At 72.3% G+C, this 16,414-nt stretch carries 15 protein-coding genes; 9 read left to right on the top strand and 6 right to left on the bottom strand.

The features are described 5' to 3' along the window. Window positions 1–73 precede the first annotated feature (73 nt). From ACTYVM_RS12620 to ACTYVM_RS12610, 3 genes are all read right to left on the bottom strand, one after another. On the bottom strand, window positions 74–1,645 hold the full coding sequence (locus tag ACTYVM_RS12620; RefSeq protein WP_445526023.1) for a cellulose binding domain-containing protein: 1,572 nt from the start codon (window positions 1,643–1,645) through the stop codon (window positions 74–76). Between the two features lie 215 nt (window positions 1,646–1,860). Next, window positions 1,861–3,234: a radical SAM protein gene (locus ACTYVM_RS12615; protein WP_445526022.1), complete on the bottom strand. Its 1,374-nt coding sequence runs from the start codon at window positions 3,232–3,234 to the stop codon at window positions 1,861–1,863. Between the two features lie 35 nt (window positions 3,235–3,269). Beyond that, complete coding sequence (locus ACTYVM_RS12610; RefSeq protein ID WP_445526021.1) at window positions 3,270–3,968, bottom strand: pyridoxamine 5'-phosphate oxidase family protein; 699 nt, start codon at window positions 3,966–3,968, stop codon at window positions 3,270–3,272. Window positions 3,969–4,127: 159 nt separating this feature from the next. On the opposite strand from ACTYVM_RS12610, the gene ACTYVM_RS12605 reads away from it, so the two are divergent. Continuing rightward, complete coding sequence (locus tag ACTYVM_RS12605; protein WP_445526020.1) at window positions 4,128–5,372, top strand: FAD-binding protein; 1,245 nt, start codon at window positions 4,128–4,130, stop codon at window positions 5,370–5,372. Here ACTYVM_RS12605 and ACTYVM_RS12600 read toward each other — a convergent pair. Beyond that, window positions 5,335–5,793: an ATP-binding protein gene (locus ACTYVM_RS12600; protein WP_445526019.1), complete on the bottom strand. Its 459-nt coding sequence runs from the start codon at window positions 5,791–5,793 to the stop codon at window positions 5,335–5,337. The two genes, ACTYVM_RS12605 and ACTYVM_RS12600, sit on opposite strands and share 38 nt — an antisense overlap. Before the next feature lie 158 nt (window positions 5,794–5,951). Between ACTYVM_RS12600 and ACTYVM_RS12595 the strand changes: the two genes are divergently transcribed. The 6 genes from ACTYVM_RS12595 to ACTYVM_RS12570 all read left to right on the top strand — a co-directional run bounded on the left by ACTYVM_RS12595 (window position 5,952) and on the right by ACTYVM_RS12570 (window position 11,962). After that, window positions 5,952–6,800, top strand: coding sequence for a helix-turn-helix domain-containing protein (locus ACTYVM_RS12595; RefSeq protein ID WP_445526018.1), 849 nt, complete (start codon window positions 5,952–5,954; stop codon window positions 6,798–6,800). Continuing rightward, the gene (locus ACTYVM_RS12590; RefSeq protein WP_445526017.1) at window positions 6,797–7,042 is read left to right on the top strand and encodes a DUF397 domain-containing protein; all 246 of its coding nucleotides are present in this window, start codon (window positions 6,797–6,799) and stop codon (window positions 7,040–7,042) included. Before ACTYVM_RS12595 ends, ACTYVM_RS12590 begins: the two co-directional genes overlap by 4 nt. Next, window positions 7,035–7,808, top strand: coding sequence for an alpha/beta fold hydrolase (locus ACTYVM_RS12585; RefSeq protein ID WP_445526016.1), 774 nt, complete (start codon window positions 7,035–7,037; stop codon window positions 7,806–7,808). The genes ACTYVM_RS12590 and ACTYVM_RS12585 overlap by 8 nt, the downstream gene beginning before the upstream one ends. A 250-nt stretch (window positions 7,809–8,058) precedes the next feature. Then, complete coding sequence (locus ACTYVM_RS12580; RefSeq protein ID WP_445526015.1) at window positions 8,059–9,456, top strand: hypothetical protein; 1,398 nt, start codon at window positions 8,059–8,061, stop codon at window positions 9,454–9,456. Window positions 9,457–9,638: 182 nt separating this feature from the next. Then, window positions 9,639–10,790 (top strand): glycoside hydrolase family 12 protein, encoded by a 1,152-nt coding sequence (locus ACTYVM_RS12575; protein ID WP_445526014.1) that lies wholly within the window; start codon window positions 9,639–9,641, stop codon window positions 10,788–10,790. Window positions 10,791–10,834: 44 nt separating this feature from the next. Continuing rightward, on the top strand, window positions 10,835–11,962 hold the full coding sequence (locus ACTYVM_RS12570; protein ID WP_445526013.1) for a lytic polysaccharide monooxygenase auxiliary activity family 9 protein: 1,128 nt from the start codon (window positions 10,835–10,837) through the stop codon (window positions 11,960–11,962). Window positions 11,963–12,081: 119 nt separating this feature from the next. Here the strand turns inward: ACTYVM_RS12570 and ACTYVM_RS12565 are convergent, their stop codons facing one another. After that, window positions 12,082–13,035, bottom strand: coding sequence for a GNAT family N-acetyltransferase (locus ACTYVM_RS12565; RefSeq protein WP_445526012.1), 954 nt, complete (start codon window positions 13,033–13,035; stop codon window positions 12,082–12,084). A gap of 150 nt (window positions 13,036–13,185) precedes the next feature. On the opposite strand from ACTYVM_RS12565, the gene ACTYVM_RS12560 reads away from it, so the two are divergent. After that, on the top strand, window positions 13,186–13,617 hold the full coding sequence (locus tag ACTYVM_RS12560) for an ASCH domain-containing protein (RefSeq protein WP_445526011.1): 432 nt from the start codon (window positions 13,186–13,188) through the stop codon (window positions 13,615–13,617). Window positions 13,618–13,660: 43 nt separating this feature from the next. Further along, window positions 13,661–14,587, top strand: a complete 927-nt coding sequence (mmuM, locus tag ACTYVM_RS12555) for a homocysteine S-methyltransferase (RefSeq protein ID WP_445526010.1) — start codon at window positions 13,661–13,663, stop codon at window positions 14,585–14,587. Between the two features lie 47 nt (window positions 14,588–14,634). Here mmuM and ACTYVM_RS12550 read toward each other — a convergent pair whose 3' ends face one another. Then, window positions 14,635–16,299, bottom strand: coding sequence for a carboxylesterase/lipase family protein (locus tag ACTYVM_RS12550; RefSeq protein WP_445526009.1), 1,665 nt, complete (start codon window positions 16,297–16,299; stop codon window positions 14,635–14,637). Between the last annotated feature and the right edge of the window lie 115 nt (window positions 16,300–16,414).

The following is a 16,414-nucleotide window of genomic DNA, read 5'->3' as shown; positions in this document are numbered from 1 at the left end:
CCGGGCCCCGTCCGCGGCCCGGGATCGGGCGGCCCGGCAGGAGCCCGGGATCGGGCGGCCCGTGGCTCCGGGGTCAGACCGCCGCGCAGCTGTGGCCGTTGAGCGTGAAGTCGTACGGCGTGGAGTTGTGGCCGTGCCAGGTGCCGAGGAAGCCGAAGGAGAGGGTGCCGTCCGCGGGGACGGACTTGTTGTAGTCGGTGGCGGTGACGGTGACGCGGGAGCCGTTCTGGGTGACGGTCGCGTCCCACGTCTGGCCGATCTGCTGCCCGTCGGGGAAGGACCAGGCGAGGCTCCAGGTGTCCAGGGAGCGGGCGGTGGTGACGGTGACCTTGACCTGGAAGCCGTCGGTCCACTGGTTCGTCAGGTCGTACTGGACCCGGCAGACGCCCGTCCCGGCGCTCCCCTGCCCGTCCGTCCCCTGCCCGCCGGTTCCCGGGCCGCCCGTCCCGGGCCCGTCCGTCCCCGCCTCCGGCGCGTCGCCGCCGTCGGCGGTGGCCGAGGCGGTGCCCTGCGGTTCGGGGTCGGGGTTCGTGCGGCCGGACCGGGTCGCCGCGCCGCTCGCGGACGACTCGTGGGCCGCGGACACCGAGGCCGGGACGGGGGCGGACGGCAGGGACTCGGCGACCGGCGGGGCGGCCGGGTCGTCGGCCTGGCGGCCGTCGGCGACCGGCTGGTTGCCGGCCTCACCGCGCGTGGTGTCGTTCGCGGAGCCGCCGAACGGCATCATCGACACGGCCAGCGCCAGCCCGGACAGGGCGACCGCCGTGACGAGCAGGCCGCCGCGCACGACCCGCGCCCTCGCGGCACCCTCCTGCGGCTCCCCGCCACCGGTGTCCGCCGCCGCGGAGCGGCGGGCGCCGAGCCGGACCTCGGCGGCCCGGCGGCGGCGCTCCAGGTAGGCCGGGCCGCCCCAGCCGATGACACCGCCGGCCAGCGCGGCGGGCAGTCCGCCCCGGTGCGGCCGCAGGCAGGCGGCGGCCTGCGCGCACCCCTCGCAGGTGGCGAGGTGCCGGGAGAGGTCGTCGGGGGTCTCGGCGGCGGACCCGGGGCGGGTGACCGCGTCCAGCAGCCCGGCGTAGCGGCGGCACTCCGTGTCCATCGGGGTGTCGAGGTGGTTGCGGCGGCAGCGGTCCCGGAACAGGCTCCGCACCTGGTCGAGTTCCTCGGACACCCGCGCGGGGTCAAGGCCCAGGCGGCGGGCCACCACGGTCGACGGCAGCGCCTCCACCTCGGCCAGCCACAGCAGCGCGGCGTCCGGTTCCTGGAGGTCCCGCAGGGCGCGCAGGGCGAGCGGGCGGCGCGGCGGCGGGCCGGTCCAGCGGGCGGCCTGGTCGGAGTTGAGCCACAGGCGCAGGTCCGGGTCGAGCCGGTCGCCGAGACCGTCGGCCTCCCAGGACGCGGCGGTGGCGCGCACCGCGGTCAGCGTCAGCGGGATCGAGGGCAGCCGGGGCGTGCGGCGGCCCCGGGACGCACCGGCCTCGGCGGCCCGGACCTCGCGCAGGCCCGCCGCGAACGCCTCCGTGGCCAGTCGCCCGGCCGCGCCGGAGCCGGCCGTGCACAGGTCGGCGTAGGAGAGCACGGCGTCCCAGCACTCGGCGAACAGCGCGGCCTCGATGGCGTCCTTGGGGCTCGGCAGGTCGGGCATGGTTCTCCTGCATCCACGGGCGAGGACAACTCTCTGCATTCAGGGAGGAGTTGGGGGGAACCTCGCGGCAGGGCAAGAGCTTTTCACGGCTTTGACACAACTGACAAGCCACACATCCGATTGCCGTGACGGATCCCGCGGTACTCAACTCCGCTCCGTAGTACGGACCGAAGCCCCCAATCGACTCACGGGACCCGAAAACGCACCGCGAGATCCTACCGCGCCGCCCCGCCCTCCCCTGACTCCGCGCCCGCCCCCGACTCCGCGGCCTCCCGCGGGGTCTCGTCCGCCGCCGGCAGGCTGTCCATGAAGGAGCTGACCGAGAACACTGCGTGGCCGGGGCCTGCCGGGCCGTAGCCGGGGGGCGAGGAGAGGCCGAAGTCGTCCATCGTGGCGCGGTAGGCCTCGAGGAGCCGGATGTGGTACTCCAGCGGCGCGCCCTGCGGATTGGCCTTGCCCAGCGGGGTGGTGGGCTCCGGGCACCAGGTGGTGAAGCGGGGCGTGATGCCGTGCGACATGAAGAAGCGCAGGCCCTCGGTGGTGGACGCGATGGCCTCGTCGACGGTGGTGAAGCCGAAGGGCTCGGCCATCTCCACGCCCGCCACGAAGTTGGGGATCACGTTGCGCGCGCCGAACACCTCGGCGGAGTCCAGGATGCGGCGGTGCCACTCGTCACGGCCGACGTAGCGCTCCTTGCCCGGGCAGTACAGCTCGAACAGACGGCGGTCCCACACCTCGAAGTTGGGGTGGTAGATCTGCACGCCGTAGTCCTTGAACCGCTGCACGTCCGGCTTCGGCAGCGCCTGCGCGACGACCTTGCCGATCCAGCGGCCCGGGAAGCGCTCCTCGATGGCCTTGGCGTAGTGGCCGTAGAAGTCGGCCTCGTCGCGGCCCGCCACCTTGGAGGTCACGGCGCCACCGGTGAGGGTGTAGGCGGTGGACGCCTTCTGGGTGTCGTAACGGTCGATGATCTCCAGCGCCTCCAGGACCTCGTCCACGTCCTTGACGCCGGTGTAGGGCCGGCCGGCCGCCTTGTGCTGGCGCCAGTTGTGGTTGATGTCGCAGTACTGGCACTCCTCCTTGGCGCCGAAGTACTGGCAGACCCGGAAGACGGTGAGGTAGATCAGGTAGCCCCACTGGATGGTCGGGGCGACCTCCATCACGGACTTCCCGTTGGACAGCGTGTGCCGGTAGTACTCGGGCATGGGCGGCACACCGACGTCGGCGATCCGCTTCCCGTCGAGGTAGAGGCCGAGCAGCCCCTCGGCGTCGGCGGCCACACGATAGGGCGAGGCAGGGTTCACCCGAACGGAGACGACGGTCCGCCGCAGGTCGTACGGTCCGCCGGTGAGGATGATCTCCTCCGGCGGCCGCCGCAGCGCGGCCTCCCCCAGTTCGGGCAGGGTGCCGTGGTCGAAGGAGAAGATGAAGTACGACTTCGGCTTGACCTCACCGTTCTCGTTGTCACTGAGCGCGGACGGGTCGAAGGCCACACCGCCCCGGAGCAGGTCCTCCTTGAAGACGGCCTCCCGCGGCACGTGCGGGAAGCGCTCCATCAGATCCTCGACCAGCTCGGTACGGCTGCCCATCCCGTTGACTCCTCCCGACTCGCGTGTACGACTCCTCACGGTATGCCCACGCTCACGTGCGGGTGGTGCCGGGTCCCCTCGCGGCGCGCGATGTGAGCCGGCGGCGTGATGTCCGGCGCCAGCGCCGGGTCGGGCACGGGCGCGCCCCAGAAGGCGGCCAACGGCAGCACTCCTGCCCACAGTCCCGACTCCGCGTCCGGCCCGTCACCGTCGTCGGGCGCACCGGTGCGGATCTTGACCGAGGCCTCCTCGAGGGAGAGCGCGAGGAGCGTGGTGGCCGCGAGCTCCTTACGGTTGGGCCGACGGGCGTACTCCCACTGTCCCGGCGCCGACTGCTCGGTGAGTCGGCGCAGCCCCTCCAGTTTCTCCTCCGGGTCGGTGACCTCGCGGGCCTCGCCGTGGATCATCGCGCTGCGGTAGTTCACACCGTGCTCGAAGGCCGAGCGGGCGAGGACCAGCCCGTCGACGTGCGTGACGGTGACACAGGCGGGGGCGCCGCCGGCGAGGCTGCGGCTGGCGACGGAGCCGTGCACGTAGAGCCGCCGGTCGTCCCGCCCGTACACGGTCGGCACGACCAGGGGCCGCCCCTCCACCACGACCCCGAGGTGGCAGACGAAACCGGCGTCGAGTATCGCGTCCAGGTCGGCGCGAGCCAGGCTGCCCTGCTCGCGCAGGCGGCGATGGCGGGTCAGCTCGGTCTGAGGCAGGTCCGCGGGCAGGGGTGAGTGAGTCATACCCCGAGAATTTACTGATATCGCAGCCTGGCGGCCACACTTTCACGCAAACCGAACCGAACGAGAGGTCGCGCAACTGAATCCGCACCCCCATGGGTCGTCAGGTAAGTTCCCCGGTGAAGCGCGTGCGCCGTGTGACGCCATGGGGAGGGACGACGGATGACCAGGACCGTGACCAACTGGGCGGGCAACATCACCTACACCGCCAAGGAGGTGGTCCGGCCGGGTTCCGTGGCGGCGCTGCGGACGCTGGTGGCCGACAGCACGCGGGTGCGGGTGCTGGGCAGCGGGCACTCCTTCAACGAGATCGCCGACCCGGGCGCCGGGGGCACACTGCTCTCCCTGGACGCGCTGCCCGTCGAGGCGGACGTCGACACCGCCGCCCGCACGGTCCGGGTGGGCGGCGGCGTCCGGTACGCGGAACTGGCCCGCCGGGTGCACGTGCACGGCCTCGCCCTGCCCAACATGGCCTCCCTACCGCACATCTCGGTGGCCGGCTCGGTGGCGACCGGCACCCACGGCTCCGGCGTGGGCAACGGTCCGCTGGCCGCCCCCGTACGGGAGGTGGAGATCGTCACCGCGGACGGCTCGACGGTCGTCATCGGCCGGGGCGATGCGCGGTTCGGCGGTGCCGTCACCTCCCTCGGCGCGCTCGGCGTCGTCACCGCGCTCACCCTGGACCTGGAGCCGGCCTACGAGGTCGAGCAGCACCTGTTCACCGAACTCCCCCTGAAGGGGCTGGACTTCGAGACGGTGGCGGCCGCCGCCTACAGCGTCAGCCTGTTCACCGACTGGCGCGACCCCGGCTTCCGCCAGGTGTGGCTCAAGCGGCGCACCGACCAGCCGCTGCCCGCGTTCCCGTGGGCGGTGCCCGCCAAGGTGGCGCTGCACCCGGTACCGGGGATGCCGGCGGAGAACTGCACCGAGCAGTTCGGCGTGCCCGGACCCTGGCACGAGCGGCTGCCGCACTTCCGGGCGGAGTTCACCCCGAGCAGCGGCGCCGAGCTCCAGTCCGAGTACCTGCTGCCGCGCCGGTACGCCCTCGACGCCCTGCACGCGCTCGACGGGATCCGGGACACGGTCGCCCCGGTGCTCCAGACCTGCGAGATCCGTACCGTGGCCGCCGACGAGCAGTGGCTGAGCCCCTCCTACGGCCGGGACACCGTCGCCGCGCACTTCACCTGGATCGAGGACACGGCCGCCGTGCTGCCGGTGGTGCGCCGCCTCGAGGAGGCGCTGGCGGACCTCGACCCCCGCCCGCACTGGGGCAAGGTGTTCACGACCCCGTCGGCCGTCCTGCGCGACCGCTACCCGCGCCTGGACGACTTCCGCGCCCTGGCCCGCGAGCTGGACCCGACCGGCAAGTTCACGAACGCCTTCCTCGCGGACCTCCTGGCTCCCTGACCCGCACCTCCGCCCACACCACCTTGTAGGCGCGGCCCGCCGGTTGCTCCACGCCCCACCGCTCGGACACGGCGGCTACCAGCTGGAGCCCACGCCCGCCCTCCCCGTCCGGCTCCCGCAGCACCGGGAGCCGTTCGGTCCGCGCGTCGGCCACCTCCACGCGGACGGCCGCGCCCTCCCACAGCAGCCGGACACGGAAGTCCCGCCCGGGGACGCGGCCGTGCCGCACGGCGTTGGCGGCGAGTTCGGCGACCACCAGGGTCACGTTCTCGCCGTCCTCGCTTCCGTACGGGAAGCCCCAGACATCCATCCGATGCGCCACGAGCCGCCGCGCGAGCCGGGCACCTCGCGCGGTGCAGCTGAACAACTGGCTGAACATACGTACGGTGACGGGCTCCTGGAGCCGGGGGTCTGCGTGCATGGCCCGACGGTTCCGCAGGTCATGACGCTCGGACCAGACACGGCGCTCGTACGAAGCGCACTGTAGGAGTTCACGCCATGGACAGTGGGCGTCACGGGGCGTGCCCCTGGGTGCCCCTGCGGGGTTGGGAAGTTCACTGGAGTCGGGGGGTACCAGCCATGACCGAGAACACCAGCAGCAGCACGGCCACGACCACCGGCGAGCCCGAACCGTCGGACAGCATGAAGGCGTTCGGGGCGGCGCACAAGGCCTTCCGCAAGCGGGCGGGATACACCCAGGAGGACTACGCCCCGCTCGTCGGCTACCAGCCGGGGACCGTGGCGTCGATCGAACAGGGGCGACGCTTCCCGCCCCGCGTGTTCGTCGAGCGCGCGGAGGAGGTCCTGGACGCCTTCGGCGCGCTGAAGGGCGTGTACAAGCACGTCGGCCGGGAGAAGGGGCTGGCGTCCTGGTTCCGCCAGTGGGCGGAGCTGGAGGAGCAGGCGATCAGCTTGTACACCTTCGAGAACCGGCTGGTGCCGGGGCTTTTGCAGACGGAGGCGTATGCGCGCACGCTGTTTGACGAGCAAGTTCCCGTACTGACCGACTCCCAGGTCGAAGCTCAGCTCGCTGCTCGGGAGGAACGCCAGCGCCTGCTGGTGGAACGGCCCAACACGGCGTACAGCTTCATCGTGGAGGAGTACGTCATCCATCGGGCCACCGGCGGCCCGGATGCCAGGCGTGAACTGATCGACCACATGCTGGAGGTCTCAAAGCCACGACACATCGAACTTCAGTTGCTGCCCATGGTCCTGGGCGCCCACGCAGGTATGGCCGGTCCCATCCAGTTGCTGGAGACCCCGGAGAACGAGTGGTTCGCGTACTGCGAAGGACAGCGAAGCGGCCAACTCCTCGTGGACCCGAAATCGATCAGTGTGCTCCACATGCGTTATGCGAAACTGCGCTCACAGGCTCTTTCTCCGGGCGACACCCGGAACCTGCTGGAGCGGACGCGAGGAGCGCTATGAGCACCGACGAACTGGCCTGGTTCAAGAGCAGCTACAGCAGCAGCGGGGACGGCGACTGCGTCGAAGTAGCCCGCGCCTGGCGCAAGTCCACGTACAGCGGCGACAGTTCAGGCGACTGCGTCGAGGTGGCCGCCTGCCCCGCCACCATCCACGTTCGCGACTCCAAGAACACCGCCGGCCCTCAGCTCGCCCTCTCCCCCACCGCCTGGTCGGAGTTCACGGAGTTCGCCGCACATGAGTGACCTCTGCTTCGACATGTCCGGCAGCGGACCCGTGCTGCTCGTCATCCCCGGCGGGGCCGGGCATCCCATGGGGCTGGACCGGATGACCGCGCGTCTCGCCCAGCGCTTCACCGTCGTGACGTACGACCCGCTCGGTCTCGCCCACGGACGGCTCGGACAGCCCGTAGCCGACCAGCGGGTCGAGGAGTGGAGCGACGGGGCACGCCGGGTGCTCGACGAGGTCCTGCCCGAAGGGGAGTCGGCATACGTCCTCGGCACCAGCTCAGGCGGCATCGTCGCCCTGGACCTGCTGGCCCGTCACCCGGAACGGCTGCGGCACGTCGTCGCGCACGAGCCTCCGTGCGTGGCGGCGCTGCCGGACGGGGCACGGCAGCGTGAGCGGTTCCGGGAGGTGTACGAGACGTACCGGGCGGCGGGCCCGCAGGCCGCGGGCGCGCGGCTCGCCGCCGTGCTGGAGGAACGGGAGGCGGGAGAGGACGGCCGGGACGGCCAACCCCTCTCCCGTGACGAGGAGTTGTCCTCTCCGATGGCGCTCTTCCTCGCTCATGTGCTCGTTCCGTTCACGTCGTACGTGCCGCCCGCGGCCCCTCCCTCGGCGCCTCTCACGCTCGCCGCCGGCGCCGACTCACGAGGACAGCTCCTGCACCGCACCGCCGCGTTCCTCGCCGAGCGGTACGGCGCCGGCTTCGCGGAGTTCCCCGGTGGGCACATCGGCGCCGTCCAGCAGCCCGAGGCGTTCGCAGACCGCCTTGCGGGGTCCTGGTAGTTCTCGCCGGCCGGTCGCCGTCGCGGAGCGTGAACGTCGATCCACTCCGACACGCAGCTACTCTCACATTACTGTGACCACAAAATGATCTCTTATGAGCGTTTAATACGGTTTGTCGCTTTTTAGCCCGCCAGGTGTACGGCCGCGCGCTTGCATGCGATGTGCCTCGCCGTGAGGGAAAGGGTTTGACCCGTAGATGAATGCTTGTCAGCGTCAAAGTGGACGGTATTCGGGCCGGGGTGTGGGTGCGGTGTCCGTGGGGTGCGCGGTGCTCACCGGAATGGCGCTGCTGGCCGTGACCGCCCCGCCGGTGGCCGCGGCTACGGCGCGGGTTCGGGCGGCGCCCACACCCGTGACACAGACGTTCACCTTCACCGGCGCCCCGCAGACCTACACGGTCCCGGCGGGGGCGGTGGTGACGATCACCGCGGACGGCGCGGGGGGCGCCGACAACACCGGCACCGTCTGCGGCTTCACCGGGACCGGGGGCACCGCGGGACGCGTCATCACCACACTGCCGGCAACCACCGCCCCGACGACCTTCACCGTCAATGTCGGCGGCACCGGCGCCAGCGGCTGTAACGGAACCGGCGCCGGCGGATACAACGGCGGCGCACCAGGCGGCAGCTCAAGCAACCCCACGGGCTCTTTCCGGCACGGTCCCGGAGGAGGCGGGGCGTCCAGCGTCAGCACCGGCACCAGCCTCCTCGTCGTCGCCGGCGGCGGCGGCGCCGCCGGCGGCACCCCCTTCTCCGGCACCATTACGGGAGGAAACGGGGGCAGCGGTGGCACACCAGACGCCGCCGGCGGCACCACCGGAGGATCCGATGGCGGTGGTTCGCCAGGATCTGCCGGGCAAGGCGGCAGCACCACCACCTTGACCGGCGGCACCGGCGGTGCGCCAGGCACCGCCACTGGAGGCTGCACGCCCACCGTAGGCGACCCAGGAAGCGGCTTCACGGGCACCACGGTCGGCACCGGCGGCACCGGCGGCAACAACGCCGGCAGCTTCTGCGTGGCCGCCGGGGCCGGGGGAGGCGGAGGCGGAGGGTACTTCGCCGGTGGTGGAGGCGGCGCCGCCGCACCCGGCACCAGCGGTTTCGGCCGGGCGGGTGGTGGCGGAGGTGGTGGAGGCAGCAGCTTCGCCACCCCGACGGGCACCGGCACAAGCTATGCGCTGTCCACGATCGGCACGGCGAACAACAACGGCCAACTCGTCATCTCCTACACCCTCAAACCCACCCTGACCATCACCAAGCACCACACCAGGAAACTCAACCGCGGCAAGGGGGGCGTCTACACCCTCACCGTCCGCAACGCCGGGCCCGGCCCGACCGACGGCACCACCGTCACGGTCCACGACACCCTTCCGCGAGGGCTGCGCGCTCGCGGGATCAGCGGCCCCGGGTGGAAGTGCACCCAGAAAACCCTCACTTGCACACGCACCAACACCTTGCCCGCCGGGCGCTCCTACCCGTCCATCACCGTCAAGGTCGAGGTCTCCTGCAACGCCCCCCGCCACGTCACCAACCGTGCCACCGTCAGCGGCGGCGGCGACCCCACCACGCACACCGCCACCGACCGCACCTCCGTCAAGCACCAGTGCCACCGCGGACACCGCTACAAGAGGCACCAGTCGCATAAGTGATCGATCGCGGATCGGGTGAGGGCCCCTGTCGGGTCCTCACCCGATCCGCGTTTTGTCTCACCCACAGCCTTGTCAGGGACATGCATGGCTCCTATAGTCCCGTTTCAACCGATGGGAGCGCTCCCACAGAAGCGCAACCGGGAGCACTCCTCCCTCCGACGTCGCCCTCCAAGAGGCCCCCTATGCGACAGCTGCCCCATCGGCTCGATACCGCACGCAGCCTGCTGTGCGCGTTCCTCACCGCTCTCGCCCTGGTCGCCGCCTTCCTGGCGGCCGCTCCGGCGGCGCACGCCGACACCCAGATCTGCGACGCCTTCGGATCGACCACGATCCAGGGCCGCTATGTCGTCCAGAACAACCGCTGGGGCACCAACGCCGCCCAGTGCATCACCGTCACGGACTCGGGCTTCCGGATCAACCAGGCCGACGGCTCGGTGGCCACCAACGGCGCACCGAAGTCGTACCCGTCCGTCTACAACGGCTGCCACTACACCAACTGCTCGCCGGGTACGGCGCTCCCGGCCCGCCTCGACACCATCTCCAGCGCTCCCACCAGCATCTCGTACAGCTATGTCAGCGACGCGGTCTACGACGCCGCCTACGACATCTGGCTGGACCCGATGGCCCGCAAGGACGGGGTGAACCGGACGGAGATCATGGTCTGGTTCAACAAGGTCGGGCCGATCCAGCCGGTGGGCTCGCAGACCGGCACGGCCACGGTCGCCGGCCGCTCCTGGCAGGTGTGGACCGGCAACAACGGCGGCAACGACGTGCTGTCCTTCGTCGCCCCGTCGGCGATCAACAGCTGGAGCTTCGACGTGATGGACTTCGTCCAGCAGGCGATCTCCCACCAACTGGCCGCGAGCAACTGGTACCTGACGAGCGTGCAGGCGGGCTTCGAGCCCTGGCAGAACGGTACCGGGCTCGCCGTGACGTCGTTCTCCTCGGAGGTCCGCACGGGCGGCAACGGCGGCGGAGGCGGCAACGAAGGCGGGGGCGGCAACGGCGGTGGCCAGAGCGCCTGCTCGGTGACGTACGCCACGAACGTCTGGCCGGGCGGGTTCACCGCCGACGTCACCGTCCGCAACACCGGTTCGGCGGCGGTGAACAGCTGGCAGCTCGGCTTCACGCTGCCCTCCGGGCAGAGCGTCACCAGCGCCTGGAACGCCACGGTGAGTCCGTCCTCGGGCGCCGTCACCGCGACCGCCCTGTCGCACAACACGCAGATAGCGCCGGGCGGCAGCCAGACGTTCGGCTTCCAGGGCAGCTACAGCGGCACCTTCGCCGCACCGAGCGCCTTCACCCTCAACGGCACGGCCTGCACCACCGCGTGAAAAGCACGCGGGACAACGATCACCCCAGGAAGGAAGGACCGAACGTGGCTCGACGCAGCAGACTCTTATCGGTGGCGGCGGCCTTCGCCACCCTCCTCGCGGCACTGGGCCTGACCCTTCTCGGTCAGGGCCGCGCCGAGGCGCACGGCGTGGCGATGATGCCCGGTTCGCGCACCTATCTGTGTTACGTGGACGCCCGCACGGCGACCGGCAGTCTCGACCCGACGAACCCCGCGTGCCGGGACGCCCTGAACAAGAGCGGTGCCACGCCGCTGTACAACTGGTTCGCGGTGCTCGACTCCAACGCGGGCGGCCGGAACGACGGTTACGTGCCGGACGGCACCCTGTGCAGCGCGGGCGACCGCTCGCCGTACGACTTCTCCGCCTACAACGCCGCCCGCGCGGACTGGCCTCGGACCCATCTGACCTCCGGGTCCACGATGGAGCTCCAGTACAGCAACTGGGCGCACCACCCGGGTGACTTCCGCGTCTACCTGACCAAGCCCGGCTGGTCGCCCACGTCCCAGCTGCGCTGGGCCGACCTGGACCTGATCCAGACGGTCAGCAACCCGCCGCAGGTGGGCTCGCCGGGCACCGACGGCGGCCACTACTACTGGAACCTCCCGCTGCCGTCCGGCCGTTCGGGCGACGCGCTGCTCTTCATCCAGTGGGTCCGCTCGGACAGCCAGGAGAACTTCTTCTCCTGCTCGGACATCGCCTTCGACGGCGGCCACGGAGAGGTGACCGGCATCCGCGGCTCCGGCTCGGGGACCCCGACGCCGACCCCGACCCCGTCGGACCCGACTCCCACCCCGACCCCGTCGGATCCGACTCCGACCCCGACCCCGTCCGACCCGCAGGCCGGCTCCTGCATGGCCGTGTACAACGTGGAGAGCTCCTGGAGCGGCGGCTTCCAGGGTTCCGTGGAAGTGATGAACCACGGCACGGCACCGCTGAACGGCTGGACGGTGACGTGGAAGCCGGGCACCGGTACTACGCTCAACAGTGCCTGGAACGGCAACCTGACCACCGCCGGCGACGGCACGATCACGGTCACGGCCGCCGACTACAACCGGACCGTACCGCCCGACGGCAGTGTCTTCTTCGGATTCACCGCCACGTCCACGGGCAACGACTATCCGGTCGGCTCGGTCAGCTGCTCCGCGAGCTGACACCCGCACCGTCCCCGACACCGGGCGCGCCGGCACCCAGCCGGCGCGCCCTCCCGTTCCGGGGTCAGCACATCGCTCCGGGAGACGAGTGGGCGGCGGCGAGTCGCACGTGGCGGTCCTCAGCCCGCGGTCCCGGCCTTGATGAGCGGTGCGTCCCGCGTGAACTTGCGGAACCCGACGCTGTAGTACAGCCCGCGCGCCGCGGGATGGCCCGGTGCGCCGAGGCAGGCGACCGTCGCATGGGTGGCCCCGGCCGCCCGAGCCAGACGCATCCCGTGCAGGAGCATCGCCCTCGCCAACCCCCGGCGCCGGAAGTCCGGATGCGTCCCGACCGGCTCGAACTCGGCGGTCCTGTTCGCCTCGTCGAGCCACATGATCGTCGAGGACGCCATCGTTCCGTCCGGCGCCTCCACCAGGAGGTGCAGGTCGCCGCGGTACGCCTCCGTCCGCCGGACGCCCTGGTAGCTCTGGGCCGTGTACGTCGAGGGGGCCCAGGCGTCCAGATGGGCCTGGACCGCGGCCTTCGGCCCGGCCTCGTCGGCGGTGCAGAACCGGAATCCGTCCGGCAGGACGGGCTGTTCCACGTCGGTGAGGTCCCGCTCGTTGAGCTGGGTCCAGGACCCGGTGTCGCCGAGCGCTGCCGGGTCGGGCTCGTAGCCGTGCGCCGCCCAGCGCTTCAGGGCGAACCCGTCGGCGGCGCACGGCAGCACCGTACGCTCGACGTCCGCCGCCGTACCGTCGTACCAGTCGATCACCTCGTCGACCAGCCCGGCGTGGTCGGGACGGACCTGGTACGCCAGATAGGCGCCGGTGACGTCCTTCACCGACCCGTCACTGCGCCTCACCCGGCGCGGCAGAAAGGCCCAGCCCCACGCCACCAGGTCCCCGCCGGAGAACCACAGCCGACGCCGCCAGCTCGCACCGTCGGCCGCGTGCCCCCTGCCCCAGTTCCAGGCCAGCTCGCCGAACGACGCGTCGCTGCCCACCAGGTCCGGGCGGGTGGCGGTGACGCGCTGTGCCAGCCCCTGCATCAGCTGCACGTCCGCGAGGGTCACACGCTCGAGGTTCGCCATGGTGCGCCACTGTGTCAGGACCGCGCACAGCCGTCGAGCCGTTTTCCGGGGGCGGAGGCGGTGAAGACGGGCGAAGGCATTCGGCTCCGGCCGAACCGTTCCCGGCAATCGCCATTGATCGACACGACCGGGCTTCGTACCCTCCCCCGCATGGGACATGACGACCTTCCGACTCTTGAACTCGCCTTTCCCGGTCCGGAACGGGATCGTGGCGTCGCGGCGATCCTGGACGGTCGCAAGACCGCGCTCACGGGTCTCCTGGAGATCTACGAGCACGCCGAAGAGGCGGTTCCGCAGACCGGCCAACGGTTCTCGGTGCTCGATTCCGACGGGCGTCCGGCCGTCACGATCGAACTCGTCGACGTGCGGGTCGTTCCCATGAAGGAGATCGACGACGACTTCGCGCGGGCCGAAGGGCGTGGTTACTCCGACGTGGCCGAGTGGCGGGCGGCCCACGAGGAGTTCTTCCGGAGCGACGGCGTGTGCGCGTTCCTGGGCCGTACCCCCGTCATCGACGAGGGCACCCTCGTCGTCGCCGAACGCTTCCGGGTGGTCAAGCCCGGCGAGCCGCGGGACCGGTGACCGCGTCGGCACCGGTCCCCCGGCCATCGGCTAGCGTCGGGCCATGAACAGCGTCACCTCCCCCGCCCTCGCCGACGCGCTCGCCGCCGGGGTGGTCGTGCTGGACGGCGGGATGTCCAACCAGCTGGAGTCGGCCGGGTACGACCTGAGCGACGAACTGTGGTCGGCGCGGCTGCTGGCCGAGCGGCCGGAGGCGATCACTCAGGCGCACCTGGCGTACTTCGAGGCCGGCGCGAGCGTGGCGATCACCGCGAGCTACCAGGCCACCTTCGAGGGGTTCGCGCGGCGGGGGATCGGGCGGGAGCGGGCGGCCGGACTCATGCGGCTGAGTGTGGAGTCGGCGCGTGAGGCGGCGCGGCGGGCGCGCGCGCTCGGGGTGGTACGGCCGCTCTGGGTGGCGGCGTCGGCGGGGCCGTACGGGGCGATGCTCGCCGACGGCTCCGAGTACCGGGGCCGGTACGGGCTCACCGTCGACGAACTGGAGCGCTTCCACCGGCCCCGCCTGGAGGTGCTGGCCGCCGCCCGGCCCGACGTGCTGGCGCTGGAGACGGTGCCCGACGTGGACGAGGCGCGGGCGCTGCTGCGGGCGGTGCGCGGGCTGGGGGTGCCGGCCTGGCTCTCGTACACCGTCGCCGGTGACCGCACGCGCGCCGGGCAGCCGCTCGCGGAGGCGTTCTCCCTGGCCGCCGAGGCGGACGAGGTGATCGCCGTGGGCGTGAACTGCTGCGCGCCCGGCGACGCGGCGGCCGCGGTGCGGACGGCCGCCCGGGTCACCGGCAAGCCGGTCGTGGTCTACCCGAACAGCGGTGAGTCCTGGGACGCCGGGTCCCGCGCCTGGACCGGCCGGTCCACCTTCACCGCCGAGCAGGTCCGGGGGTGGCGCGGCGCCGGGGCCCGGCTGATCGGCGGCTGCTGCCGGGTGGGCCCGGAGGCCGTCGCGGAGGTCGCCCGGGTGGTGGGGGCCGCCTAGCCGAGGAGGTCTACCGGAGCCGCGGAACCGGCCGGGGGCGCCGTCCGTCAGTGTCCGTGTACGCCGCCCGAGCGGCGCAGTCGTCGTACCACCGCTCGGAGTTCGGCGGCGCGGGTGCGGGAGCCGTCGGGCGGGGGCGGTGAACCGGCGGTGGTGTTCCGGGCAGCGGTCTCCTGAGGTGCGGTCTCCCGGGTCATGGGGACCCGGAGCCTGGTCGTGGTCGTGCGGATCGTGGTGACCCGGGACCTGACGTCGGCCGTCCACAGGGCGAGTTCGGCGTCGCGCGGGCCGTGCGCGGTGTGCGGGGGGCCGTCGCCGAAGACGCGTACCGGGTGGGTGGTGTCCCAGGGTTGCCAGCCGGGGTCGCCGTCGGCGGCGAAGCGGACCCAGGCCGCGTGCAGGGCGTCGGCCAGCTCCTGCGGGGCGCCCTCCCCCGCGAGCCTGCGGGAGTCCGGGAGGTCGCCGGTGTCGAAGACGAAGCCGAGTTCCAGGGCGTGGCAGGCGCCGAGGTCGGGCAGCAGCGAGGGCCAGGCGAACTCGTAGACGTACGACGAGCCCGGGCGGGCGTCGGCCAGGCGGTGCAGCGGGCGGCGCAGCACGTGGTCGGTGACCATCTGGCCGACGATCTCGGCGGTGCCGGCGCCGGGGCGCAGCGCCCGGTAGCCGCGGACCACCTCGTGCCCGCAGTGGCAGCGGGCCATGGCGCCGGCCAGCGCGATCGCGCCGAGCCGGTCGACGTGCTCCAGCAGTCCGCCCGGGACCAGCCACAGCCGGTACTCGTCGCGGGTCCAGCCCATGAGGAGGTCGGCTCCCCGCGCCGCGTCGCCCTCCAGCAGGGCCTGGAGCGGGTCACGCGGGACGAGGTCGCCGTCGACGACGATGCCGAAGGCGGGGCCGCCCAGGACCGGGCTGCTCAGCCGGCCGACCTCGGCCTGCGTGCGCAGCAGCAGGTCCCGGTCGACGGCGGCGAACGCCTCGGCGGTGGCGGGCACCTTCAGCCGGTTCGCCATGCGGCGCACCATCCGCCGTACGTCGGCGCGGTCGGCGACCTCCGGCGGCCCGCTCTGCAGGACCGCGCGCCGGAACAGGCCCTGGGCCTGCGGGGCGGCGATCAGGGCGCCGATGCTGATGGCTCCGGCCGACTGGCCGCACAGGGTGATCCGGTCCGGGTCGCCGCCGAAGGCCCCGATCGACTCGTGGACCCAGCGCAGGGCGGCGAGCTGGTCGCGCAGGCCGGGGTTGGCGGGGGCGTCCGGGAACAGTCCGTAGCCCTCGACGCCGAGCCGGTAGTTGACGGACACCAGGACGACACCGTCACGGGCGAAGGCGCGCCCGTCGTACACGGGCACGGCCGAGGAGCCGCGGGTCAGCGCGCCGCCGTGCAGCCAGACCAGGACGGGGAGGCGGGCGGCCGGGTCCGGGTCGGGCGTCCACACGTTGAGGTTGAGGCAGTCGTCGCCGGGGACGACGGGGTCGGACAGGTACCGGGCGAAGACCTCGGAGTACGGAGGCTTCGGCGCGGTCGGGCCGAAGGCGGCGGCGGCGCGCACGCCGTCCCAGGGCTCGGGCGGCACGGGCGGCCGGAACCGCCGGGGGCCGAAGGGAGGTGCGGCGTACGGGATGCCGCGGAACACGGCCACCCCGTGCTCGTGTCTGCCTCGCACCGCCCCGTAGGGGGTGGTGACCACGGGGTCCGCTCTGTCGGCCGTCATGCGCCCACCAGCCCTTCGCCGCGTCCAACACCGGTACCACGGAAGCGCTCCGCCGTCTCCGGGTATTCCGCCACGCGGCCCGCCGACACCACCGTCCGGTGGGGCGCCACCAACG

Source organism: Streptomyces cyslabdanicus (genome assembly GCF_052663305.1).
This window is presented reverse-complemented; position numbering and strand designations above follow the sequence as displayed.